Below are 24,570 nucleotides of genomic sequence, written 5' to 3' on the forward strand. Positions count from 1 at the left end.
CATTCAATGAAATGGTGCTTGATTAATTCTAAGAAAACAAGAGTATTTTGAAGATAATTAAAGTATATAGAGGGAGGTTATATACGACGATGGAGAAATTATTGAAGCAGGTTAAGCTATTAAGTGAGAAAGAACCAAAAACAATTGAGCAAATGGCATTAAAATTATCAGAAGAGGCTGGAGAAACCTCGCAAGCAGTATTATCTTATTTAAAAGCCAACGGAAGTGAGTATAAACAATTAGGTATTGATGATGTAAAAGAAGAATGTATAGATGTCATTCTTGTATCTTTAGCTTTGTTTTATAAAGTAGCTGAAAGTGAAGATGAATTACAAGAATTTATAACAAGAAAAATAGCCAAATGGCAGAGTAAAATGTAAAGAACAAAGAGATGTATTGAATTAAACCTGTAATCTAAAACAAATAATTCATAAATATTTAAATACTTCTCCAACTAAATGTAGCTTTAGTTAAAGAATAATAAGCTAATTTGCAACCGTGCTTCTATTATTGTTAACCATTATAAGAGCCACATTAGTTAAATACGGAGAAATTAGCAGTAAATAAATCGAAGCTTCTCAATTAACAAGAAGATAGGTGTACAAGGTCATACTATTAAATGGAGGAGTTAGTAAATGATATTAGTGAGTTCTTGTTAGGACTAAAGGTAAGATATACGCATAGTTTAGATCACAAGCTTAGTAAATTAATAGAAGAGAATAAGGCAATACCTGTATGCCCGGAATTGCTTGGTGGTTTCTCAACCCCTAGAGAACCTGCTGAAATAATAGGTGGTAATGGGGAAGATGTATTGGATGGGAAAGCTAAAGTAGTCGAGAAATCAGGTAGAGATGTTACAGAACTATACATAAAAGGAGCCTACTCGACTTTAAAAAAAGCTAAGGCTGTTAATGCAACAGTGGTTGTTCTTAAGGAGTATAGTCCTTCCTGTGGAAATTCCATGATTTATAATGGTGAATTTATGGGGGAGAAAATCACTGGAAATGGAGTTACTACTGCCTTACTAAAAAGAAATGGCTTACGAGTAATCTCAGAAGAACAGCTTGCCGAGTATTATGATGAGATAATATAGCGAATGCTTCTTCAATTAACGAGCGCATAACACCAATAAGGAGTAAAGTGTTCTAAATTGGTATTGTAAATTGCCATGAAGGTAAATTTCTATTATGTTACTGTACAGGAATGCTGATGCCGGAACACATCGAAAACGTTAATTAACAGGTTGTCTCTAAGTAAAACCAAGCAAATTTAGATATCCTGAGGTAGGTGTTTACATTGGAAGAGATAGTTATCATTTGTTCAGGAAGTTCAGGTGGTCATGCAAAGCTAATTATTGATGCTTTAGAAAAAGCTAATAGGAAGATTAAAGGAATAATAGATAACCAGCGGCAACCAGGTGAGAGGATATATGGTTATGAAGTATTAGGTGATGAAGAATATGTAAAGCGAAATAGCATAGATACAGGAATCGTTGGAATAGGTGATAACTGGAAAAGAAAACAAGCTGTAAAAAGAGTTAAAGAAATAAACCCATTTTTTAAGTTTACAGTAGTCATACATCCTTATACCTCTATAGCTAGAGGTGTTACTATAGGTGAAGGAACTGTTGTAATGGCGGGAGCTATTATTAATAGTGACGCTCAGATTGGAGAACATTGTATTGTAAATACTAAAAGTTCAATAGCTCATGATTGTGAGATAGGAGATTATGTATCCATTTCTCCAAGCGCAACCTTAGGGGGTAATGTATTAGTAGGAGTTGGATCAACCGTAGCAATGGGAGCTAATGTTATCCATGCTGTAACAATCGGTCAACATACTGTGATAGGAGCAGGATCGACTGTATTGGATGATATTGAAGATTATAAGGTAGCTTATGGAACTCCTGCTAAAGCTGTTAAGGTAAGAAAAGAATTTGATAAATATCTATAAAAATATCTTTAGCATATAAACAATTCATTTCATCTCTGATATATCGAATAGGCAGTGAACATAAAAAGTTGTTTATCCCTATTACCTTAAGAAAGAGAATATTTACTCATCGCCTCTCTTTTGTAGTAGGTATGTTAAAACAGTGTAAGTAAGCATACATATGCTTCATACTTACACTGTTTTTTAAGCTGTTAGACAAATGGTTTGTTTTTTAGTAATACGAAAAAATAATGCTAAGACAACTGCATTGTTGTTATACACGTGTTGTCGCCTTCAAAGGTGGAAATTTCTGATTCTGTTGTTTTTCCATCATATTCCATTTTAACTTGAAATGTTTTATCTCTTGGTAACCATAAATCAATAAACCCATTTTTTAATGATGTCATGGTTTCATCAACAACCACATTACCTTCTTCATCTTGAATATACACATCAAATTCTTTTTCCACCAACTCTCCTTGACATCCGGTTAGACTATGGTTGGTACAAGGGTGTGTGGTATTAATAAACGGTGCAATGGAAACGAAAAATTCATCTTCTGGAAGATTATAAGTCGTCTCTTTATTACCACTATCCGTAACAATAAGCTCTTCGGAAGTAATGGATGCAGACACATCATCGGTACTACCAACACTATAATTATGTACCATTTCTTTTACATCTTTTCCTTCTTTTTCATTCGAAGCACTGTTATCACAGGCTACTACGATGAAGATAAGTACGAAGCCAATCACTGCAAGAATGCCTTTTTTCATATATCATTCAACTCCTATTTTAATAGTATAAAATGTAATTTGATAGTATTTTACCATATGTAGACAAACGATATGTAATAGATAAGAAAGGCACATATCAATTTGTCCGCCTTTTAAAAACCAGTAAAACCAAACCATCCGGCTAAAAAGGAGGTTAATTTGGTCATCCAATTAAAGAATAGTGCAACTCCCATAAAAATCATAATGTATCCGCCAATTTGTATTAATTTTTGATTGTGTTTTTTAATCCACTTTATTTTACCAACAAAGAATGCCAACAAAAGAAATGGAATGGAGAAACCTGATACATAACTAATCATCATTACCATACCAACATCAGGATTAGTTGCAGCTAATGATAATACGATAGCTAATATGGGACCAGTACACGGTGTCCAGCCTAAAGAGAATGCCATTCCTATAAGATACGACCCAAAATAACCTCCTGGACGATTTTTGAATGAGATTTTTTTATCCTTCATGAGAATTTTAAAATTAAATATTCCTACAATCACTAGCCCAAAGAAAATAATTAAAACGGCACCAATTTGTCTAATGATATCCTGGTATGTCAACAAAAATTCGGATATATATGATGTGGTAAAACCAATCATTATAAAAATACTTGAGAATCCTAGTAAAAACAGAATGGTATGTAAGAGTGCTTTTTTATTTATTTTTTTATTTTCTTCTTTTATTTCACTTACGCTCATCCCAGTAATATATGATAAAAATGCTGGGTAAAGTGGTAATACACAAGGTGAAATAAAAGAGAGAAACCCCGCACCAAAAGCTAGGAATATATTTATTTCGTTCAAAACTACTTATCCCCCTTTTGTTTAGAGACTTATTTCTGAGGAAGTATTTCTTGTAAATATCCATCAAGTTTTTCTAATGTCAACGCACCATTTATTATTCTTTCTATCTTTCCATCAGGGTTTATAAAAAAGCTACTTGGAATAGGTCCTACTTTATATAGATCCATTACTTCTCCTGTTTTATCATGAGGAATCGGAAACGTTAAATCATATTTATCAATAAAACTGTCAACAGCTAATTCTGTATTATCTAAACTAACGGCGATAATTTCAATTCCTTTATCTTTATATTTGGGATAAAGTGCTTGCATGTAAGGCATTTCTTCTTCACAGGGTTTACACCAGGTTCCCCAAAAGTTTAACATGACACCTTTTCCTTCAAAATCACTAAGTTGAATCATTTCTTCTTTATTATTCTTATTTATTTGTTTTAATTTAAAGTCGGGTGCATCATCACCGATCTGATAAACGCTGTTATCTGCTTGTATGTTAGAAATTAATGCAAATACAATAGCACCTATTAATACAGCTAGAATAGCTGTTCGAAAAATGAAGCGATTTCTTTTTTTGTTCTTCTTTTTCTTTTTAGCCTCCTCCAAGCTCATATATACCCTCCCTACAATAATTAATTTCAATCTAAAAGACACGTACTGTTATTCTAAGATAAAAATTTGCAGAAATTATGTAGATGCTTTGTATAGTTTATGAACGAATGTATTTTTTCATATGAAGTGGAACCTCAAGCAGTTGGGGGGCGTTTATCCACCATCGGATTGAAGTAGGTAAGCTGAAGGATCTGCTTGCTTGTGCCCATTAACCTTTTAAAAAATAGTCACTAACCTTATTATCACTAATTATTCAAACCTGGGTGTTCAAACTATTGTCACGTAATCTATAAGCTTTGCTTTAAATCACATTTGAAGTGTGATGTAGTTCACTTATGTTAAGTAGTGCAAAATTTAGAATGTAAGTAAGAAAAAACATAAGGGAGGGGTAAGTAATGGAAACGAATAATAAAAATGTTATTGCAAAAGAAAAGCATAATAAAAAGTATTCTCTAAAAGGGACATTATTTTCCTCAATTGTATTTGTTGGAGGAACCATTATAGCTTTTATTCTACTATTATGGGTTTTGTATATGGTGAGAATTTAATAGGGGGGTATTTGTATGAAATTACATCGTGCTGAAGAAATTTGGTTAATTATTGGAATTGGAATTATTGCTCTTTCTATGGTGATAACAGGATATCAGGCATTTGCTCAAGGAATGGCACCGCCAAGTGGAATGGAAACCATTGATCCTCAAAAAGTAGATCAAACTACACCATTTGATAATCCTGGGATATTTGAGATTGGCGAAAACGAATATGAGGTAGTTATGATATTACAAGCCTTTAGTTTTACACCAAATGAAATTGAAGTCCCAGTAGGGTCAACCGTTCATTTTACAATGACTTCTAGAGATGTAGTACATGGCTTTCAAGTGGCTGGTACCAATATTAATGCTATGGTAACTCCTGGACACATACAAAAAATTTCACAAACCTTTGACAAACCAGGTGAATATCTCGTTTTATGTAATGAGTACTGCGGTGTCGGTCACCAAATGATGTCGACAACTATCACCGTTAAATAAAGGGAGGAGAAATAAATGGAGTTAGTTAAAGAAAAACCATTTGGAAAGATGCAACAGGCTCTAGGAGTTAATCCTAAAGATGCACGATTATCATTAACCTATTTTACTGTTTCATTTATTGCGTTATTAATAGGTGGATTTTTAGGTCTTTTTCAAGGATTAAACCGTGCAGGTCTAATGGAATTGCCAACATGGTTTGACTATTATCAAACACTAACAACGCATGGAATCTTATTAGTTCTTGTATTTACCACCACTTTTGTAATTGGGTATTTCTATGCTGGAATTTCCCATACAATGGGAGGATTACTTCCAAAGGTTAGAAAATTTGGTTGGACAGCATTTGGATTATTGGTAATTGGTGTTGTGTTTGTTGCAACTACTGTTGCCATGGGTAATGCATCAGTTATGTATACTTTCTACCCACCAATGCAAGCAACTCCTCTATTTTACATTGGCCTAGTTTTTCTTGTTGTGGGAATTTGGATAGCAGCATTTGGCGTGTTTATCAATGTAGCAAATTGGAGAAGAAATCATAAAGGACAGCATATTCCTTTGTTATCATTCTTTGCAACTGGTGTATTCGTTTTATTAGTCTTGGGAAGTATCGGTGTTACCATAGAAGTGTTAATGTTAATTCCATGGTCACTAGGGTGGACGGAAACCATCAATGTTATGCTTAGTCGTACATTATTTTGGAGTTTCGGCCATACTCTAGTTAATATTTGGTATTTAACTGCGATTTCTGCATGGTATGTCGCTGTACCAAAGATTATTGGTGGAAAACTATTTAGTGATGCTATCACACGTTTAGTAGTTATTTTATTAGTTATACTCAATATTCCTGGAGGATTCCATCATCAAATTGTTGACCCTGGTATTACAGAAGGCTGGAAATTCATCCATGTATTTATGAGTTTATCCATTGGGTTCCCATCTATGATGACTGCATTTGCTATGTTTGCTGTGTTTGAACGTGCAGGTAGAAGAAAAGGTGCTAAGGGTCTATTAGACTGGTTCAAAAAATTACCGTGGGGAGATGTGCGTTTCCTTGCACCATTTATTGCAATGGTTGCATTTATCCCTGCCGGTGCTGGTGGTATTGCACAAACAAATAATCAACTAAATCAAGTAGTTCATAATTCACTTTGGATAGTTGGACACTTCCATTTAACTCTTGGTGTTACGGTAGCATTAACCTTCTTCGGTATTACATATTGGTTAATTCCATATCTATCAAAGAGAAAATTAACACCAAAAATAAACAAACTAGGTATCATTCAAACCATTATCTGGACTATTGGTATGACATTTATGTCAGGAGCAATGCATTTAGTTGGTCTTTTAGGATCGCCTCGAAGAACTTCTTATACAACTTATGGAGATCACGCTACAGCCTTAAGCTGGGATCCTTACTTAATTTTCCTTGCAGTTGGAGGAACCTTCTTAATTGTTGGGGTTGTACTTATGGTTTATATCGTAGTTAATCTTATGTTCTTTGCGCCAAAAGGAAACACAGAATTTCCAATTGGAGAACCAGAAGCAGACGCACTATCAACTCCAAAATGGACGGAAAGATGGGGAACGATCATTATACTACTTATTCTAATAGTAGCCATGGGATATGTTATGCCACTTACAGATATATTAAATGTTCCAGGCTCTCCTCCATTTAGAACTTGGTAGAAAATTAAACATAATTATATGTCGCTTGAGAAAAAGAGATGGGGTGTAACTGAAACGGTTAATTCGAATGATGAACAACTAACTACCCTGTCTCTGGAAATATACATAGACTCCTTGAAAAAGAAGAGCGCTTTTGTTGTACGATATATCGCTGCCTAGCAAAGTAAAGTATATTTCCGAAGCGAGTTAGTTGAACGAATCATCATTTCTAATTGTTTGTTTTTTTCTTTGATTAATACTAATTTCATAGTCTTTTTGATTATTAGAATTTGCAAATAGGACGTGATCAAATGAACCGAAATAGTAATATATTATCACTAGTAATAGTTATCACGTTTGGTTTTATCTTATTCTTAATTGGAACGGATGGCTTTCGAGCATATACGGCTGAAACGGCTAGAACGATGAAGCTGGTGGAAGAGATGCCAAGATTTCCTGAAGTTACCTTAGAAGATAGTAAGGAAAGACTATATGCATTCTCCGAGTTTGAAGATAAATATGTAATGATAACTTTTATTTATACTGCATGTACAGATGTTTGTCCTAAATTAGAAATGAATCTTGCTCAGGTTTATAATCGAATACCAGAAAAATATATCGGAGAGGATATTGTTTTCTTAAGTATTAGTTTTGATCCGGAGAGAGATACCCCTGCTATACTTGAAAAATATCGCCAATATTTTAATAGTGATGGTAACACTTGGAGAATGGCAAGAATCCCTGATAACCAAGAATTACAAAAGTTATTAACTTCTTTTGGAGTCGTTGTGATACCAGACAATATGGGCAATTTCACTCATAACTCTGCTTTTTATTTAGTGAATCCCCAAGGCAAGCTAGTAGAAGTTATGGATTATCAACAAATTGATTTAGCAGTTGAAAAAATAACAAGTATATTGAAAACAAATGAGGGGAGATAATGGATGAAACTAGCAATCTATGGATTAGGATTGTATATTTTCATGATGCTCCCACCAGTTATTACTTTATTCGAATCTATAATGGTAGTTCATATGCATATGCAAATGCCTTTGTTGGTTATTATTGGAATGATGTTTACACCATACCTCAAGAAAAAATTTCCCGGATTTTTTGAAGCTTGGAATCAAAATGGTATACCTGGAATAGTACTTTTTTTGATAATTATGAGTTACTGGATGCTCCCACGTGCTATGGATGAGGCCCTTACTTTACCATTAGTAGAGATTTTTAAATTTATAAGCTTACCATTTCTTGCAGGAGTACCACTAAGAGATAGCTGGCAAAAACTTATGAAATTTGAAAAGAATAGTGTGTATATCTTCTTTAGTGTATTATCAGGAATTATGGCTTGGATTTATATTGCTTCCCCTACACAGCTATGCAATAACTATTTAGTAACTGAGCAAAGAGCATTAGGCTGGACATTTTTAATAACCGGATTATGTATTATAATTTATTTTATCCAATCGCTATTTATTGATGATACAGAAGATTACTAAACGAAATAATGTCTTTTTGGAGACAAAGAATAGAAGAAAATCGGTCAAATAGGATTTTCAACTTTAAGAATAGACTGGACTCACTAAATGCTTTATTCGAAAAACAAGGCTTTTCTATAACTGATGCAGAACATGCTATTTTTGACATTAATGGTAAACTTTTGGATGGAATCAAGACGTAATAAAGTGGTCAGTTACAAAAGAAATTTAATTTTCTAACTCTAAACTACTCTTTACACTGCTGCTAAGTAAGTAATCTCTTTTAAGGAAAAATTGAAGTTAGATGAGCAATGGTTAGAAAGCGACTAAAACAACCTAGACGATACTCTATTCGTGTGTGTTTGATCCCATATATAACTGACAGTTAACTCCACTTATCAATACTGAGGTTCACTTTTTTCCCGAAGTGGGGCGTTACTGCCAGTAATGTCTGATTGGTTCAAAGGTCTTCAGGTCATACCCTTGTGGTATGAACAATCAGTGGGGGGATAAAACAAAACCCCCACTGATTGAAGCAAAAAGATCGCTCTCTATATATTAAAATCATGTCCATTAGAAAAGGAACACCTCTCTTGAGATGCACCTTTTATTGAAATAATTCTTCCTTTAACCTATTGGTATCTAGTATCATATTTCCATCACTATCTATTAGAATTAATTGTTTCTTCTTTAATTGGGTGATCGTTCTGCTAACTGTTTCACGACTTGAACCAATCATATTGGCTAAATCTCTATTCGTAAAACGGGTGGTCAATGTCATTGTTTCATTGATATGCTCCATTCCATGTTTTTTTCCAAGGCGAATTAATAGAAGAATAATTTGTTCGTAAGTATTACGTAGGATTTTTTCTTCTAAGCGATTCTGTAAATCCACTATCTTATCTCCAAGCACACGGAAAATCTTGATACTTACCTCTGGATTGTTGATTAAAAAATCCTCAAATAAATGGATGGGGATGTAAAATAATACTGCTTCTTCCATTACTTCAGCATGTGCAGGGTAGTTATCATTACGAAAAAAACCTTGGTGAGGAAACATTTCACCTTCACTTAGAATATTGATAATTTGTTCTTTTCCTTGAATATCAGTTCGATAAATTTTTATTTTACCTTGGTGTATAAAATACACATTAGTGAGAAGGTCATCTTGCATAAAGATATGGACTCCCGATCGGTAGGTTCGATTTTTTGCAATATTTATAATCGGATCAATTTCATAGTCTGTTAAACTTTTGAAAAGGGGGAAACGTTGTAATAATTTTTTAACTGATGCTGGATACATAATTATCATCCTTTCAAATATAGTGCTCCATCTCATAATATTATCACGTACAATTTATAATTAGATGTGAAGAATATCATACTTATCAGATTGTAGTGGAGACTTTGGAGGATAACTATTGAGAAAAAATAGATTACAAAGGTAAGAGCTGTGACAAACATATGATTGTTAAAGCAAAAGCCAAACTATCACCCAATCCATGGTACTGCCTCTCGAAAGTAGAGTAAATAATCTAATTTCTGGGGATGTTTTGTAAAGTTTGTCACGGAGTATTTAGATGGAACTCTTTCATATCGTTCCTTAGCTAAAAATATAATATGGGTAGTTCCACACTAATAGGGAGAGCCACCGATATACCAAAGCCCCGCTGATTGAAGTTTCACATTATAACTTTCTTATTATCGTTTTTTTAGAAGAACATTTAAGTTTTGTCCCAACTCTTTTCTTATTTTCTAGTTGGAAATATTCGTATTACGTCATAATTTAGTTATGTGATAAATATCACTAATTGTTTAGTTTTATTGTATTACAATTTTCCTAGACTTAAGAAGGGTGGGGAGTAATGTTTAATAGAGATTATAATGAAAATCCGTTTATCGTAATATGGGAGCTAACACGTGCTTGTCAGTTACATTGTTTACACTGTCGTGCAGAAGCACAGTATCATAGACACCCATTAGAATTGAATTTTGAGGAAGGAAAGAAATTAATAGATAATATCTATGAAATGGACAATCCTATGCTTGTATTCACTGGCGGAGATCCATTGGAACGTCTAGATGTTTTTGATATTGCAGAATATGCGATTAAAAAAGGTGTCCGTTTATCCATGACACCATCTGCAACACCAAATGTAACCAAAGAAGCAATGAAAAAGGCGAAAGATATTGGACTTGCTAGATGGGCCTTTAGTATCGATGGCCATTGTAAAGAAGTTCATGACCATTTCCGAGGTACGGAAGGATCCTTTGATTTAACAATAAACGCTATTAACGATTTACATGAACTGGATATGCCTTTACAAATTAATACGGTTATTTCTAAATATAATTATGAACATTTGGATGAAATGGCAGAACTAGTAGAAAATTTGAATTGTGTAATGTGGAGTGTGTTTTTCCTTGTTCCTACTGGGCGAGGGAAAGAGTCAGATATGATTTCACCTGCTGAACATGAGAAGGTATTTAGATGGTTATACAAACTCTCAAAGCGTGTTCCTTTTGATATTAAAACAACAGCTGGCCAGCACTATCGGCGTGTGGTTATACAGCAGAAAATGCGTGAACAAAGAGGTATGAGTGATAAAGAACATATCTTTTACGAAGATGCTATCATCGCAGGAAAAACAGGGCAAATTGATGGATTAGGGCGAGCTCCAAAAGGGGTAAATGATGGAAATGGGTTTGTGTTCATTTCTCACACTGGGGATGTATACCCAAGTGGTCTATTACCTATTCGAGCAGGTAATGTACGACACACTCCAATATCAGAAATTTATAGAGAATCAGAGGTGTTTAAAAATTTAAGGAACCCTGATAAATATAAAGGAAAATGTGGAATCTGCGAATTTCGCCATGTATGTGGTGGTTCCAGATCCAGAGCATACAATGTAACAGGTGATTATATGGAAAGTGAACCTTATTGTGTATATATCCCAAGAGCAATGCGTAAGAAAGGAAAGAATATTATAGAAAAATAGATAGAAGCTGAGCAGATGGATGCTTAGCTTTTTTTGTAGTCTAAGGAAATGAAGGAAATTATAAAATTAGCCCATGCGGATAAAAATGGCGTGTTGAGCTTTGTCCAGCTCTAGTGCCCAGAAAAGAGGCGCCTTCACGAATCGCCCCACGTTAAGTCATCATCGGCTCGAAGCTCACCGTGATTTCTTTATCTCCGTTGACTCGCTCCAGTCGTTCGTTTCTATTCGGGCGCTTACACTTTTGTTCTATGAATAAAATGCAGAAATCAGGGGATAGGAACTGTACGGAGAGGAAGAATTCACAAAAAGGCACTCAAGAGCAAGACTATTGACCAAACAATACACAACACGTTACTGTACTAAATTTGCATTACATTATGAAAAGATGATTTAAATATTAATAAGTTTATGACCATATTTTGACATCTGTCAAAGTGTGACATACTTCACACTATAGTAGAGATTTGAATGTTTTAATAAGTTATAGGCTTCACAAAGTAACTTATTTGGAGGGACAATAATGAAAAAAAAACCATCTCCACTTTGGCAACGAATAAATTATATAAAACCAAAAGAGACTTATTCAAATAATCATAGCCAATTACAAGAAGGGAACCGTGATTGGGAAAATGTATATCGAAAAAGATGGCAGCATGACAAGATAATTCGTTCCACACATGGTGTGAACTGTACGGGATCATGTAGTTGGAATATTTACGTAAAAGATGGGATCGTTACATGGGAAGGCCAGGCCTTAGACTATCCATCGACAGGACCAGATATGCCAGATTTTGAACCACGCGGATGCCCAAGAGGAGCAAGCTTTTCTTGGTATATTTACAGCCCATTGCGCGTGAAATATCCATATGTCAGGAAGAAATTATTGCTTTTATGGAGAGAAGCTTTAGCTACAAATGACACTCCATTAGAAGCATGGAAAAGTATTGTGGAAGATAAGGAAAAAGCAAAGTCTTATAAACAGGCTAGGGGGAAGGGAGGATTAGTTAGAGCTGATTGGGAAGAAGTAACTAAGCTTATAGCGGCTTCAACACTTTATACAATCGTCAAATATGGTCCTGACCGTAATGTTGGATTTTCACCAATCCCAGCAATGTCAATGCTAAGCTATGCAGCCGGTAGTCGTTTTATGCATTTGCTTGGCGGACAAATGCTCAGCTTCTATGATTGGTATGCAGACTTACCACCAGCATCTCCGCAAATTTGGGGGGATCAAACCGATGTGCCAGAAAGTTCTGATTGGTTTAATTCCAGTTATATTATGACATGGGGTTCCAATGTTCCGATGACACGTACACCAGATGCGCACTTTTTAGTTGAAGCTCGCTATAAAGGGACAAAAGTTGTTTCAGTTAGTCCAGATTATGCAGAATCAACCAAATTTGCAGATGACTGGCTTTCCATTAGACAAGGAACAGATGGCGCGGCAGCAATGGCAATGGGACATGTTATTTTAAACGAATTTTATAATAAAAATAAAATACCTTATTTTGAAAATTATGCAAAACAGTACACAGATTTTCCGTTTTCAGTTCGATTAAAACAAGTAAATGGTAAGTTTATAGCAGACCGATTTCTAAATGCCGAAGATCTTGGCCTAGCATCCGAGAATAATCAATTTAAGCCAGCAATGTATAACCAAGCTATAAATGGTTTTTCCATCCCTCATGGAACGATGGGTTCTCGCTGGGATAAAAAAGGGACTTGGAATTTAAGACTTATTGACGAAAATACCAATGAAAAGATTGAACCTGTTTTAAGCTTCTTTGATATGGAAGACGAAGTAATTCATGTAGACATGCCGTATTTCGATGCAGAGGAGAAAAAAGTACTACCTCGTGCTATACCTGTGAAGAAAGTAGAACTAAACGGAGAAGTAGTATATGTTGCCACTGTTTATGATTTAATGCTTGGTAATTACGGAATTGATCGTGGTCTTGGTGGAGAAGCTGCAAGTTCTTATAACGAGATTGCACCATTTTCACCAGCATGGCAGGAGGAAATAACAGGTGTGGATCGTAATCTAATCATTAAAGTTGCTCGTGAATTTGCACAGAATGCCATTGATACAAAAGGTCGTTCCATGATTATTATGGGGGCCGGAATTAACCACTGGTACAATTCTGATACGATTTATCGTGCAATTATAAATCTTGTACTTATGATCGGCGCACAAGGTGTAAATGGTGGTGGCTGGGCTCACTATGTTGGTCAGGAAAAACTCCGTCCCGTCGAAGGGTGGACTACGATTCAATCCGCCAAAGACTGGGGAGGGCCGGCAAAATTGCAAAATGGTACTTCCTTTTTCTACTTTGCAACAGGTCAATGGCGTTATGAAGAAACACCTATTTCGGAACTTGCTGCTGCAACTATAGACAAAGCTAGATATGATCACCCTGGTGATTACAATGTTTTAGCAGCCCGTTTAGGGTGGTTACCATCATATCCGACGTTTAATAAAAACGGTATTGATTTATATAATGAAGCAGTTGCAAATGGAAATGAAACTACAGAAGAAATCGGAAACTTCGTTGCCAAACAATTAAAAGAGAAGAAATTACAATTTGCAATTGAGGACCCTGATAATTCGGTTAATTTCCCAAGGAATTTGTTTGTTTGGCGCGCGAACCTAATTTCAAGTTCTGGAAAAGGACATGAATATTTCTTAAAACATTTATTAGGTGCATCAAATGGGCTCTTGAACTCTGATGAAGATAGTATTCGACCAAAAGAAATTAAATGGCGAGATGAAGCACCTGAAGGGAAGGTAGATCTATTAATTAATCTAGATTTTCGTATGGCTGGAACAGCTCTATACTCTGATGTTATCCTTCCTGCATCAACATGGTATGAAAAGTATGATTTATCAAGCACGGATATGCATCCATTTGTACATCCGTTTAGTTCAGCTATCACATCACCATGGGAAGCAAAATCTGACTGGGACATTTTCAAAGTTTTAGCAAAAGGCGTTTCCGATATAGCTCAAGAAATCGGTATGGGCACAATCAAGGAAATAGTTGCGACACCAATAAATCATGACACGCCTGGAGAGACGGCACAGCCACTTGGCAAAATTGAAGACTGGTCAAAAGGGGAATGTGAACCAATTCCAGGTAAAACTATGCCACAAATTCATGTTGTCGAACGTGATTTCAAACAAATTTATAATAAAATGACAGCACTTGGTTCAAATATTGCTACTAAAGCATATGGAACCAAAGGTATCAATTGGATGATGAAAGATGAATATGAACAGGCGAAACGAACGTTTGGCACGGTAGATAACGGAAGTATTGCCGATGGATGTCCAGATATCACTAGTGCAAGAGATGCGTGTGATGCAATCTTAATGCTTTCTTCTACGACAAATGGAAAAGTTGCCGTAAAAGCGTGGGAAGCATTAGAAAAGACAACGAACTTAGAGTTAAAGGATTTAGCTACTGAAAGAGAAGAAGAGTTATTTACATTTGATAATATTATCACCCAACCGAAAACAGTTCTTACTTCACCAGCATTTAGTGGCTCAGAAAAAGGTGGAAGAAGATATTCACCATTTACAACCAATGTTGAACTATTGATTCCATTTCGAACAATTACAGGACGCCAATCTTACTTTTTGGATCATGAAATAATTAAGGAATTTGGGGAGTCATTTGCCATATTCAAACCAATTTTAAATCAAAAGCCATTTAGTTCTAAACGCCCAGATGTCGAAGGAAAAGAAATTACATTAAATTACTTAACGCCACATAATAAATGGTCAATTCATAGTATGTACTTTGATTCACAGCCGATGCTGACGTTGTTTCGCGGTGGACCAACAGTCTGGCTTAATAAAGATGATGCTGCTGAGATTGATGTAAAAGATAATGATTGGATTGAATGTTTCAATCGTAATGGCGTAGTTGTAGCAAGAGCGGTTGTTTCACACCGTATTCCTAGAACCATGGCATTTATGCATCATGCACAAGATCGTCATATTCATACACCTGGTACGAAACTAACGAAAAATCGTGGAGGTACGCATAACAGCCCAACAAAAATTCATGTGAAACCAACACATATGATTGGTGGATATGCACAATTAAGTTATGGATTTAATTATTATGGACCTACCGGAAACCAGCGTGACTTAAACGTGGTTATTAGAAAAATGAAGGAGGTTGATTGGCTTGAAGATTAAAGCACAGGTGGGAATGGTGATGAACCTGGATAAATGTATTGGCTGTCATACTTGCAGTGTAACCTGTAAAAATACATGGACAAACCGTCCGGGTGCAGAATATATGTATTTTAATAATGTTGAAACAAAACCTGGTATCGGCTATCCAAAACAATGGGAATCCCAGGAAAAATATAAAGGTGGTTGGGAACTTCAAGATGGGGAGTTACGGTTAAAATCCGGATCGAAAACAAACCGCCTCTTAAATCTATTCTATAATCCTAATCAACCAGAGATGGATGATTACTATGAACCGTGGAACTATGATTATGAGACGTTAACCAATAGCAAAGAAAGAAAACATCAACCGATTGCTAGGGCTAAATCTGCTATAACTGGAGAATTTATGGATTTAGAATGGGGGCCAAACTGGGAAGATGACTTAGCTGGTGGTCATATTACAGGTCTCCGTGATCCGAACGTTATACAAATGGAAGAATCCATCAAAACAGAGTTTGAAGATGTGTTTATGATGTATCTTCCACGTATCTGTGAACATTGTATCAATGCACCCTGTGTTTCCTCTTGCCCATCTGGTGCAATGTATAAACGAGATGAAGATGGTATTGTACTAGTTGATCAAAATGCATGCCGTGCATGGAGATACTGTACTACCTCATGCCCGTATAAAAAAGTCTACTTTAACTGGAAAACGAACAAAGCTGAAAAATGTACCATGTGTTTCCCAAGAATCGAAAACGGGCAGCCAACGATTTGTTCAGAAACCTGTGTGGGACGTATCCGTTATATTGGAATTATGTTATATGATGCTGATCGCGTATTGGAAGCCGCATCGGTAGAAGATGAGAAAGACTTGTATCATGCACAACTTGGTATTTTTCTAGATCCAAATAATCCGGAAGTTATTAAACAGGCAAAAAAAGATGGTATACCAATGGATTGGATTGAAGCTGCTCAAGCATCACCATTGTACAAAATGATTATTGATTGGAAGATTGCTTTACCTTTACATCCAGAATATCGAACCATGCCAATGGTTTGGTATATTCCGCCACTTAGCCCAATCATGAATATGATTGAAGGAAAAGGGAGTAATGCGGAAACAGCAGATATTTTCCCGGCGATTGATGAAATGCGAATTCCTATTGAATATCTTGCAAACTTACTAACTGCTGGGGATACTGGTCATATTCGTAAAGTGCTTAAGAAAATGGCTGTTATGCGAAGCTATATGCGTACAGAGCAAACTGGAAAGGACTTTGATCGTGATATAATTACTGATTTAGGGTTAACCGAAAAAGCGATTAAAGAAATGTACCGATTATTAGCAATTGCGAAATATCAAGATAGGTTTGTTATCCCACACAGTCACAAAGAAGAAGTAGCAGATTTATATGAAGAACAAGGTGCTTGTGGACTTGACTTTACGGGTGGACCAGGAAGCTGTGGAGTACTTTCTTAATAGTTTCAAATGGCGATGTAGTTCTTATACCCCTGATGATTGTTAGTTTCACAAAGATATGACCAAAAGAACCCTGACCAGCATCTAGTATTTACTGGCAGTTGAATCCTCCTGAGTTTCACTTCGTAGGATTGGAGTGAGGGTCTTACTGTCAGTTACTTACTAAATAAAATTCAATGTACGTGAATATATGGAACAGATTTCCTTGGAATGGAATAAAAGCTGAGACGTCGTGTAGTAGAAATCAACTATATTGCAATATTTATATACAGAGTGTTCGAATTTCAACAAAGCTCTTAAAATGGACCAAACAATAAAGAAATAAAGTTATGAAGTACTACCCCAGCGAAGGAAGGTCTCGGTAAGATTCCGTAATGCACATGGTAAAAAGGAACAAAAGCTATATACGTCCACGTCTTTGAACTGCGCGGTTACTCGTCCAACAGAAAGAGTTGTGGTATTCCTCCCGAAGTCAATATTCTGTTGGCACTGAGCTCACCAGCCGTTCAGAGTCAAGGTAACAATCTTTACAAAAAACGAGTGTTATAAATTAGATAATAGGAAATCGGTTTGGTAAGGTGGTTTTACCAATCTTGATTTCAATAAGAGGAGATACGGATAATGAATCAAAACATTTATCAAATGGTTTCGTTTCTTTTAAATTACCCAAATAAAGAAATGGTAAGTATACTACCAGAGCTCCAATTGGAATTAGAAGAAATAGAAAATCCTGTAATAAAAGAAAATATCCATAGATTCATTAGTTTATCTTTAAACATGTCTTTGGATGATTGGATCAGTCACTATATCGAACATTTTGACTTTGGAAAATTAACAAATTTATATGTAACATATTTAAAATTAGGAGAGCAGAGAGAACGTGGTTTGGAATTACTTAAACTGAAAAAATACTACGAAGCACATGGATTTAATGTTACAGAAAAAGAGTTACCTGATTACTTACCTCTGATTCTTGAGTTTTGCGGAAATGTTCCTGTAGAAACGAGTAATGAATTGTTATCCATGCATGGAAAGGCTATTGGTGAAATCCAAAATAAATTGAGAGAAAGTGGCAATTACTATCTTTTATTATTTGAGGCTCTTTTTCTCCACATGTCTGATAACGGATTAATTCTTACTGCTACAGAATAAAGTTTAGGAGGAAAATAAAATGGAGTTATTATTATGGGGGATATTACCTTACATTGTATTAACCATTTTTATTGGTGGTCATATTTATCGATATCAAAAAGATCAATTTGGCTGGACTACGAAATCGAGTGAATTTCTTGAGAAAAAAAGATTAAGAGTTGGATCTCTTCTTTTTCACTGGGGAATAATATTCGTGTTTGGTGGCCATATTTTTGGATTAATTATACCAATAGGGCTTTATAATGCACTAGGGATTACTGAGCATATGTACCATACTGTTGCTATCATATTAGGATTTCCAGCAGGTATCGCCGCATTTATCGGTATAGTCTTATTAACCTATCGAAGAATAAGCATCAAACGTATGAAGGCTACAACCTCTCCAAGTGACTGGGTCAGCTTGATTTTCATTCTATTGGCAATAATAACTGGATTAATTGCCACTTCATTCAATGTTGATTCACATGGATTTGATTATCGAACAACGATTGCACCTTGGCTTCGCGGCTTGTTTATATTTAATATACAGCCGGAGTTAATGGCCTCTGTACCTATCTGGTTTAAGATTCATATTTACTGTACCTTTGCGTTATATGTTGTTTGGCCATTTACCCGTTTGGTGCATGCGTTTAGTTTTCCAATTCGCTATTTAAGCAGAAATTATGTTATTTATAAGAGAAGGGTTCCTAGAAAGGCAACGGAAGAGAGTGGTTTTTAATAATACTCTATATTCTCTCTTTAGAGATTAAAGGAGATTCAGAATGAGTAAATGGTTTTATATGAATCTTGTACTTTTACTGATGGCTATTTGGCAGGTAGTTAAGCCTTTTTCGTTTCCGATCTTTTCATTACCAATTTTATTTGGTCTCATTGGATTTTTGTTATTCCTATTTAATTGGACCAGAAATGCAGTGTTTTCAACCATTCGTAATGTTCCAGAACGGAAAACAAAAATTAAATTGGCTAATCTTTCAAAGAAGGTAATGCCGTATCACCGTTGGATTGGAACTGCTGCACTGGTTTTTATACTATTACATGCAGTATTTGTTCTTCATTGGTATAGTTTCTCTTTTCAAAATATGAAAATGCTAGCAGGATTGTTAGCATTCGTAAATTTAATTTTGATGGTACTTACTGGATGGTGGAGACTTGTCAAACCAACAGGGCGAATGCGTCAGATTCATTTACGATTAGGGATTTCCTTATTTTTTATCATTTCTTTACATTTACTTTTGTAATTTAAATACAGGAATAAAGGGTGTGTATTTCATGTTTAGTAACTTAGAAAGAACGGAGGATCAGCCAAATAAATCCCTTACTTTAATGGAGGAAATTAGAAAACAAATGATTAATGAAAATAACCCTGATATAAAAGAAACTATCGAGGAAATCGAAGCTCGTTTAATCTCTAGTAAAGAGATTTCCTTGAACGAACAATTTCTTATGTTAAGTACAGTGGCAAAGTACTACCATAAAACAAATAATTACGATAAAGCGGGTAAATATAGTCGTCACGCCTTGCAGCTATCCAAAAAGATGTCAGTAGACTTTATGCAAGTGATTATCGAGACCTATTTAGACTATGCAACACTGGAAAGAGAGTATGGACAACGCTCAACTGCTAGAATGGAATTAGCAAAATTAATGGCATTTCTAGATTCCAATGATTATCAGGATGGCTATGTATATGGCGTTATATTCAGCAACTTAGGAAAAATATCTCTTGATGAAGAAAACATGGAAAGTAGTATTACACAGCTTGAAAAAGCATTAACTTATTTTAAACAAGCAGTTCCAATGACACATCCAATTATCTCATCAACTATCCACACCCTTTCTGATGTATATATTCAAGTTGAACATTATCATAAAGCAATCGAACTATATCAAGAATTATTAAAAACCTATGAAACATTACAGGATAAACCCGCTTTAGCAAAAATATGGTTACGGTTAGGTGAAATACATTTTTATATTGATTTAAAAGAAGCCCGAAAAATGATTACAAAATCTATAAAATTAATGGATGAAATGGATGCTATGAACCATTTAGATACTACAAAAGCACTCTTGATGTTAGCTGAAATAGATGAAAATATGGGGAATTTTCCTCGAGCAATTAATTATTATAAAAAGGGTTTAAAGCAGTTAACAAGTTTCTATAAGGAGAATAATTTTTTAGTTGTTTATGTTTATTCCAAGATCGGAACCATCTCTATAAAAGTATTTAAATTAAATCAAGCAAAGAAATACCTAGAAAAGGGATTAGAATTATCCAAGCATTTTCCAAAAATCAGAATGCAATTTCTCTATGCACTAGGGAAATTATATTCTAATGAAAAAGTATATGATAATGCGTTGATCGTGTTTCAGGAATTTTTGCAACGTTTAGAAGAGGATGGACGAAAAAAATCTCTAGCTTATGGCAATACATTACAAGCTATTGCCTTTAATTATTTGGAGCAGGAAATGATAGAAGAGGCATATGACCATTATAAAGAGGCATTATCAATCTATGAACATCTAGAAAATTGCATGGAAGAAAAGGGACTCACTTCTATTCGATTGGCGTATTGCTTTGAAAGTATAAAAAATAAAGATATCATACAAGCAGAGCATTATTACGAAATGGGTTTTAAATTAATTGAAAAGGCACGAAATCAGGTGCTTCTAGAAGAAGCATTTACAGGTATTATTGAATTTTTCAAGAGAAATAAGAATGTGAAAAAGAGAAGAATATATGAAGATAAATTAGTTAAAATGCAGACTACAAAAGTATAATTCTGAATAACTCTGTTGGTATTTTTTATATTCCTATGATATTCGTAACAGATATCTATATAATATAGAAAGTATATTGTATTTAAGGAAAGTAAAAGGAGAGATGATCCGCATGTCATTATTAACAGATAAATTTGGTCGGCCGATGAAGGATCTTCGCATCTCTGTTATTGATCGTTGTAACTTTAGATGTACGTACTGTATGCCAAAAGAGATCTTTGGAAGAGATTTTGCATTTATGCCAAAAGAACAGCTATTAAGCTTTGAGGAAATCGAGCGATTAGCTAGAAATTTTATAGCTTTAGGTGTCCAAAAAATTAGATTGACTGGAGGTGAACCACTTCTAAGAAGAGATTTGCCTTTATTAATTAAGAAATTAACAGCCATAAAAGGATTAGAAGATATTGGGCTTACAACGAATGGTTCGCTTCTTGCTCTTATGGCTCAAAAATTAAAAGATGCTGGGCTTAAGCGTGTAAATGTTAGCTTGGATGCGTTGAATAGTGAATTATTCAAATCCATTAATGATAGTGGAGTCGGACCAGAACGTGTTTTAATGGGAATCCAAAAGGCTAAAGAAGTTGGGCTTGAAGTAAAAGTGAATATGGTTGTAAAAAAAGAAATGAATGAACAGGAAATTATTCCGATGGCAAAGTATTTTCGGGAACAAGGAATTACGTTACGGTATATTGAATTTATGGATGTCGGACAATCTAATAGCTGGGATTTTAGTAAAGTTATAACAAAAAAGGAAATTTTCGAGAAGCTTTCTAAGCATTTTGAATTAGTGGCCGTTGACCCTGCATATTTAGGAGAAGTTGCTAAACGTTACCGCTATAAAGGATCGGGTAGCGAGGTTGGTTTCATCACTTCCGTATCTGCATCGTTTTGCTCAACTTGTACTAGAGCAAGAATTGCTGCAGACGGGAAAATGTACACCTGTCTATTCGCTTCAAATGGGTTTGATTTTAGAGAGTTATTACGTTCCGATAAAAGCGATGAAGAAATACAATCAGCGATAATGAACATTTGGGGAAATCGTATCGATCGTTATTCGGATGAACGGACTGAAGAATCGACAAAAAACAAGAAAAAAATTGAAATGTCTTATATTGGCGGATAGGGGGAAAAGGTTATGTTTGATAGATATTCTCGTCAAATACTTTTCAAACCAATAGGAGAAAATGGTCAGCAAAATATCGTATTGAAACATGTGTTAATTATTGGCTGTGGTGCACTAGGCTCTGGCAATGCAGAAAACCTAGTACGTGCAGGGATAGGAAAACTAACCCTGATTGATCGTGATTATGTTGAGTTAAGTAATTTACAAAGACAACAATTATATACAGAGAAAAATGTACATGACCAAATTCCAAAGGCACTTGCAGCAAAAACCCGCTTACAAGAAATCAATTCAGAAGTTGAAATTGAGTCTTTTGTCTTAGATGCTACTTCTAATACTCTATATCCAATTATAAAGGATATAGACTTGGTTATTGATGCAACAGATAATTTTGAGACAAGATTTATGTTAAATGATTTAATGCAAAAGCAAGGTATACCATGGATTTTCGGTTCTTGTGTAGGGAGTACTGGAATGAGTTATACGATCTTTCCAGGTAAAACTCCGTGTTTACAATGTTTGCTGGGTACTATACCGGTATCAGGTGCAACTTGTGACTCTGTAGGAATCATCTCACCAGCCGTACAGATGGTTGTTGCACATCAAACTACGGAAGCTTTAAAAATACTAGTAGAAGATACAAAAGCACTTCGTACTAAATTGATAACCTTTGATCTATGGAATAATCATTACCATCTAATAAATGTTAATCGAGCCAAGAAAACAGATTGTCCAACATGCGGGAAAACCCCGAGTTACCCAAATTTAAACGATGAATCTAGTACTAAAACAGAAGTCCTTTGTGGAAGGAATACCGTACAAATCCGAACATCTAAAAAACTAAATTTAGATATATTGGCAAGTCGTCTACAAAAAATTGCCCCAGTAAAACATAATGACTTTTTATTATCAATAGAATATGAATCCTATCGTCTCGTATTCTTCCGTGATGGTCGAACGTTAGTTCATGGTACAGATTCCGTGGAAAAGGCGAAAACAATCTATAATCAATTGGCAGGATGAGGGGATGTTATGGTAGACAGACAAAAACTAACTTAAGCTATTGAAGCCAATTTGAAAAGTAATTCGAGGATCCCTACCACTTGTGATGCTGTTTCATGTTGAAAGTAGTAAAATAATAAATAATTCAAGGGAAAAATCACATGCAATTAAAGCGGAAACTCTATAAAGGGGATACTATTTCTTTCACGAATATATGATTATGAGAAATGAATGGAAGCTTCAGTCATCTTATTAGAAGATAAAGAAGGAACGACAATGGAGGACTTTATGGCATCCTGCTAAAAAGCTTAGAAGGAGTCGAAAGAAACATGGCTGAGTCATTATATGAAATTGTAGAAGAACCGATTCAAGTAGAATCACTTATAAAAAAAGTAGAAAGAAGAGAATCTGGTGCTATTACGACCTTTATTGGTACGGTAAGAGAATGGACTAAAGGGAAAAGAACAATTTATCTACAATACCAAGCGTATATTCCCATGGCTGTGAAAATGCTTGCTAAGATCGGTGATGAAATAGGGGATAAGTGGCCAGATACAATGGTGGCCATTACTCACCGAATCGGACATTTGGACATTTCAGATATTGCCGTGGTTATTGCAGTTTCCTCCCCACATCGTAAAGCAGCCTATGAAGCAAATGAGTATGCAATAGAACGAATTAAACAGATTGTACCTATTTGGAAAAGGGAACATTGGGAACATGGAGAAACATGGATTGGTAATCAATTAGAAACGATTTCCTATCCGAATGGAAAACCAAATGTAGAGGATGTGAAAAATGATTAAGGTCTTGTTGTTTGCACATTTACAAGAAAAACTAGGGAAAGATCAACTGGATATAGAGACAAATCAAATTAAAATTAGCGAGTTAAAACATAAATTGAAAGACCAATATTATTTAAATGAATTAGACGGGGTTATGACTGCAATTAATGAGGAGTATGCTACGGACGAGGATGTCGTAAAATCCGGTGATACAGTAGCATTTATTCCTCCTGTCAGTGGTGGTTGATATTCATCAGATTTATTCAATTTATTGGCTTTAAAATAGTGAAAAAAGAGGAAAGGGCCTTGCTTTATTAGAACAAGTAGATAATGTAAAAGCAGTACTAATCTCTTTTCTTGAAAAAAAGATAATATTTCTTATTCTGCACCGTTTGGAAATAGTGTATTCTTTAAATGGATTTTATAATCAAATGAAAACTCTGCTAAGGAATTTTACTGATATCGTAGTTGATAAAAAACAGACATAACATGTTAGATTGATTTAGGATCATTATATTAGTTGGAAAATAGCTCAGGAGGACCGTCAATTGATAGTATAACGGGAAACAATATTTTAATTACTTGGACAGCAGCTATTATCGCTACTATGTTAATAGTTTTTTGTAAAATCCAACAGTTACTGGTAATTTTACTTTGAACCAATCAGACATCTACTGGCAGTCGATCTCTAAGCTATTCCAGAGAGCAACTGCTCAGAAAGGAATATTGCACGTCAAATGATGTAATATTT

General features: G+C 35.0%; 23 protein-coding genes. 19 read left to right on the plus strand and 4 right to left on the minus strand.

The genetic code is table 11. From position 1 onward, the window contains the following. Window positions 1–89 precede the first annotated feature (89 nt). The 3 genes from Q1A47_RS10950 (at window position 90) to Q1A47_RS10960 (ending at window position 1,953) form a co-directional block, all read left to right on the plus strand. The gene (locus Q1A47_RS10950) at window positions 90–380 is read left to right on the plus strand and encodes a MazG-like family protein (RefSeq protein ID WP_026679618.1); all 291 of its coding nucleotides are present in this window, start codon (window positions 90–92) and stop codon (window positions 378–380) included. Between the two features lie 239 nt (window positions 381–619). Beyond that, window positions 620–1,093 carry a DUF523 domain-containing protein gene (locus tag Q1A47_RS10955; protein WP_026679619.1) on the plus strand — a complete coding sequence of 158 codons (474 nt, stop codon included), beginning with the start codon at window positions 620–622 and terminating at the stop codon, window positions 1,091–1,093. A 194-nt stretch (window positions 1,094–1,287) separates the two neighbouring features. Continuing rightward, on the plus strand, window positions 1,288–1,953 hold the full coding sequence (locus tag Q1A47_RS10960) for an acetyltransferase (RefSeq protein ID WP_299632204.1): 666 nt from the start codon (window positions 1,288–1,290) through the stop codon (window positions 1,951–1,953). A gap of 233 nt (window positions 1,954–2,186) precedes the next feature. Here the strand turns inward: Q1A47_RS10960 and Q1A47_RS10965 are convergent, their stop codons facing one another. The 3 genes from Q1A47_RS10965 to resA form a co-directional block, all read right to left on the minus strand. Then, complete coding sequence (locus Q1A47_RS10965) at window positions 2,187–2,708, minus strand: CueP family metal-binding protein (RefSeq protein ID WP_166530707.1); 522 nt, start codon at window positions 2,706–2,708, stop codon at window positions 2,187–2,189. A gap of 113 nt (window positions 2,709–2,821) precedes the next feature. Next, window positions 2,822–3,526 carry a cytochrome c biogenesis CcdA family protein gene (locus Q1A47_RS10970; RefSeq protein WP_166530706.1) on the minus strand — a complete coding sequence of 235 codons (705 nt, stop codon included), beginning with the start codon at window positions 3,524–3,526 and terminating at the stop codon, window positions 2,822–2,824. A gap of 29 nt (window positions 3,527–3,555) precedes the next feature. Next, window positions 3,556–4,131, minus strand: coding sequence for a thiol-disulfide oxidoreductase ResA (gene resA, locus Q1A47_RS10975; protein WP_166530705.1), 576 nt, complete (start codon window positions 4,129–4,131; stop codon window positions 3,556–3,558). Window positions 4,132–4,526: 395 nt separating this feature from the next. Here resA and Q1A47_RS10980 point away from each other — a divergent pair, with 395 nt between their 5' ends. From Q1A47_RS10980 to Q1A47_RS11000, 5 genes are all read left to right on the plus strand, one after another. After that, on the plus strand, window positions 4,527–4,679 hold the full coding sequence (locus Q1A47_RS10980) for a hypothetical protein (protein ID WP_166530704.1): 153 nt from the start codon (window positions 4,527–4,529) through the stop codon (window positions 4,677–4,679). A gap of 15 nt (window positions 4,680–4,694) precedes the next feature. After that, a complete protein-coding gene (locus tag Q1A47_RS10985) occupies window positions 4,695–5,162 on the plus strand; it encodes a cytochrome c oxidase subunit II (RefSeq protein ID WP_026682736.1) in 468 nt (155 codons plus the stop codon). A gap of 15 nt (window positions 5,163–5,177) precedes the next feature. Continuing rightward, the gene (locus Q1A47_RS10990; protein WP_026682737.1) at window positions 5,178–6,848 is read left to right on the plus strand and encodes a cbb3-type cytochrome c oxidase subunit I; all 1,671 of its coding nucleotides are present in this window, start codon (window positions 5,178–5,180) and stop codon (window positions 6,846–6,848) included. A 290-nt stretch (window positions 6,849–7,138) separates the two neighbouring features. Next, window positions 7,139–7,768, plus strand: coding sequence for an SCO family protein (locus Q1A47_RS10995; RefSeq protein ID WP_026682738.1), 630 nt, complete (start codon window positions 7,139–7,141; stop codon window positions 7,766–7,768). 3 nt (window positions 7,769–7,771) lie between these two features. After that, entirely contained in the window at window positions 7,772–8,329 is a 558-nt protein-coding gene (locus Q1A47_RS11000; protein ID WP_166530703.1) for a hypothetical protein, read from the plus strand. A gap of 586 nt (window positions 8,330–8,915) precedes the next feature. Here Q1A47_RS11000 and Q1A47_RS11005 read toward each other — a convergent pair. After that, the gene (locus tag Q1A47_RS11005) at window positions 8,916–9,611 is read right to left on the minus strand and encodes a Crp/Fnr family transcriptional regulator (RefSeq protein WP_026682740.1); all 696 of its coding nucleotides are present in this window, start codon (window positions 9,609–9,611) and stop codon (window positions 8,916–8,918) included. 562 nt (window positions 9,612–10,173) lie between these two features. Here Q1A47_RS11005 and Q1A47_RS11010 point away from each other — a divergent pair. The 11 genes from Q1A47_RS11010 (at window position 10,174) to moaD (ending at window position 24,066) form a co-directional block, all read left to right on the plus strand. Next, window positions 10,174–11,310 carry a TIGR04053 family radical SAM/SPASM domain-containing protein gene (locus Q1A47_RS11010; RefSeq protein ID WP_026682741.1) on the plus strand — a complete coding sequence of 379 codons (1,137 nt, stop codon included), beginning with the start codon at window positions 10,174–10,176 and terminating at the stop codon, window positions 11,308–11,310. Between the two features lie 520 nt (window positions 11,311–11,830). Further along, the gene (locus Q1A47_RS11015; protein ID WP_166530702.1) at window positions 11,831–15,514 is read left to right on the plus strand and encodes a nitrate reductase subunit alpha; all 3,684 of its coding nucleotides are present in this window, start codon (window positions 11,831–11,833) and stop codon (window positions 15,512–15,514) included. After that, window positions 15,504–16,976 (plus strand): nitrate reductase subunit beta, encoded by a 1,473-nt coding sequence (gene narH / locus Q1A47_RS11020; RefSeq protein WP_026682743.1) that lies wholly within the window; start codon window positions 15,504–15,506, stop codon window positions 16,974–16,976. The genes Q1A47_RS11015 and narH overlap by 11 nt, the downstream gene beginning before the upstream one ends. A gap of 621 nt (window positions 16,977–17,597) precedes the next feature. Then, window positions 17,598–18,128 carry a nitrate reductase molybdenum cofactor assembly chaperone gene (narJ, locus tag Q1A47_RS11025; protein WP_034679621.1) on the plus strand — a complete coding sequence of 177 codons (531 nt, stop codon included), beginning with the start codon at window positions 17,598–17,600 and terminating at the stop codon, window positions 18,126–18,128. 19 nt (window positions 18,129–18,147) lie between these two features. Continuing rightward, window positions 18,148–18,846 carry a respiratory nitrate reductase subunit gamma gene (gene narI, locus Q1A47_RS11030; RefSeq protein ID WP_121605169.1) on the plus strand — a complete coding sequence of 233 codons (699 nt, stop codon included), beginning with the start codon at window positions 18,148–18,150 and terminating at the stop codon, window positions 18,844–18,846. A 43-nt stretch (window positions 18,847–18,889) separates the two neighbouring features. Continuing rightward, on the plus strand, window positions 18,890–19,366 hold the full coding sequence (locus Q1A47_RS11035; protein WP_026682746.1) for a ferric reductase-like transmembrane domain-containing protein: 477 nt from the start codon (window positions 18,890–18,892) through the stop codon (window positions 19,364–19,366). A gap of 31 nt (window positions 19,367–19,397) precedes the next feature. Beyond that, the gene (locus Q1A47_RS11040; RefSeq protein ID WP_121605168.1) at window positions 19,398–20,909 is read left to right on the plus strand and encodes a lipopolysaccharide assembly protein LapB; all 1,512 of its coding nucleotides are present in this window, start codon (window positions 19,398–19,400) and stop codon (window positions 20,907–20,909) included. Between the two features lie 112 nt (window positions 20,910–21,021). Then, entirely contained in the window at window positions 21,022–22,032 is a 1,011-nt protein-coding gene (gene moaA, locus Q1A47_RS11045) for a GTP 3',8-cyclase MoaA (RefSeq protein ID WP_026682748.1), read from the plus strand. 12 nt (window positions 22,033–22,044) lie between these two features. Then, a complete protein-coding gene (locus tag Q1A47_RS11050; protein WP_166530701.1) occupies window positions 22,045–23,055 on the plus strand; it encodes a MoeB/ThiF family adenylyltransferase in 1,011 nt (336 codons plus the stop codon). A 308-nt stretch (window positions 23,056–23,363) separates the two neighbouring features. Further along, on the plus strand, window positions 23,364–23,840 hold the full coding sequence (locus Q1A47_RS11055) for a molybdenum cofactor biosynthesis protein MoaE (protein ID WP_026682749.1): 477 nt from the start codon (window positions 23,364–23,366) through the stop codon (window positions 23,838–23,840). After that, window positions 23,833–24,066, plus strand: a complete 234-nt coding sequence (gene moaD / locus Q1A47_RS11060; RefSeq protein ID WP_026682750.1) for a molybdopterin converting factor subunit 1 — start codon at window positions 23,833–23,835, stop codon at window positions 24,064–24,066. The genes Q1A47_RS11055 and moaD overlap by 8 nt, the downstream gene beginning before the upstream one ends. Window positions 24,067–24,570: the final 504 nt, after the last annotated feature.

The sequence above is a fragment of the uncultured Virgibacillus sp. genome, assembly GCF_947495635.1.
GTDB classification, from domain to species: Bacteria; Bacillota; Bacilli; order Bacillales; family Amphibacillaceae; genus Virgibacillus; species Virgibacillus salarius.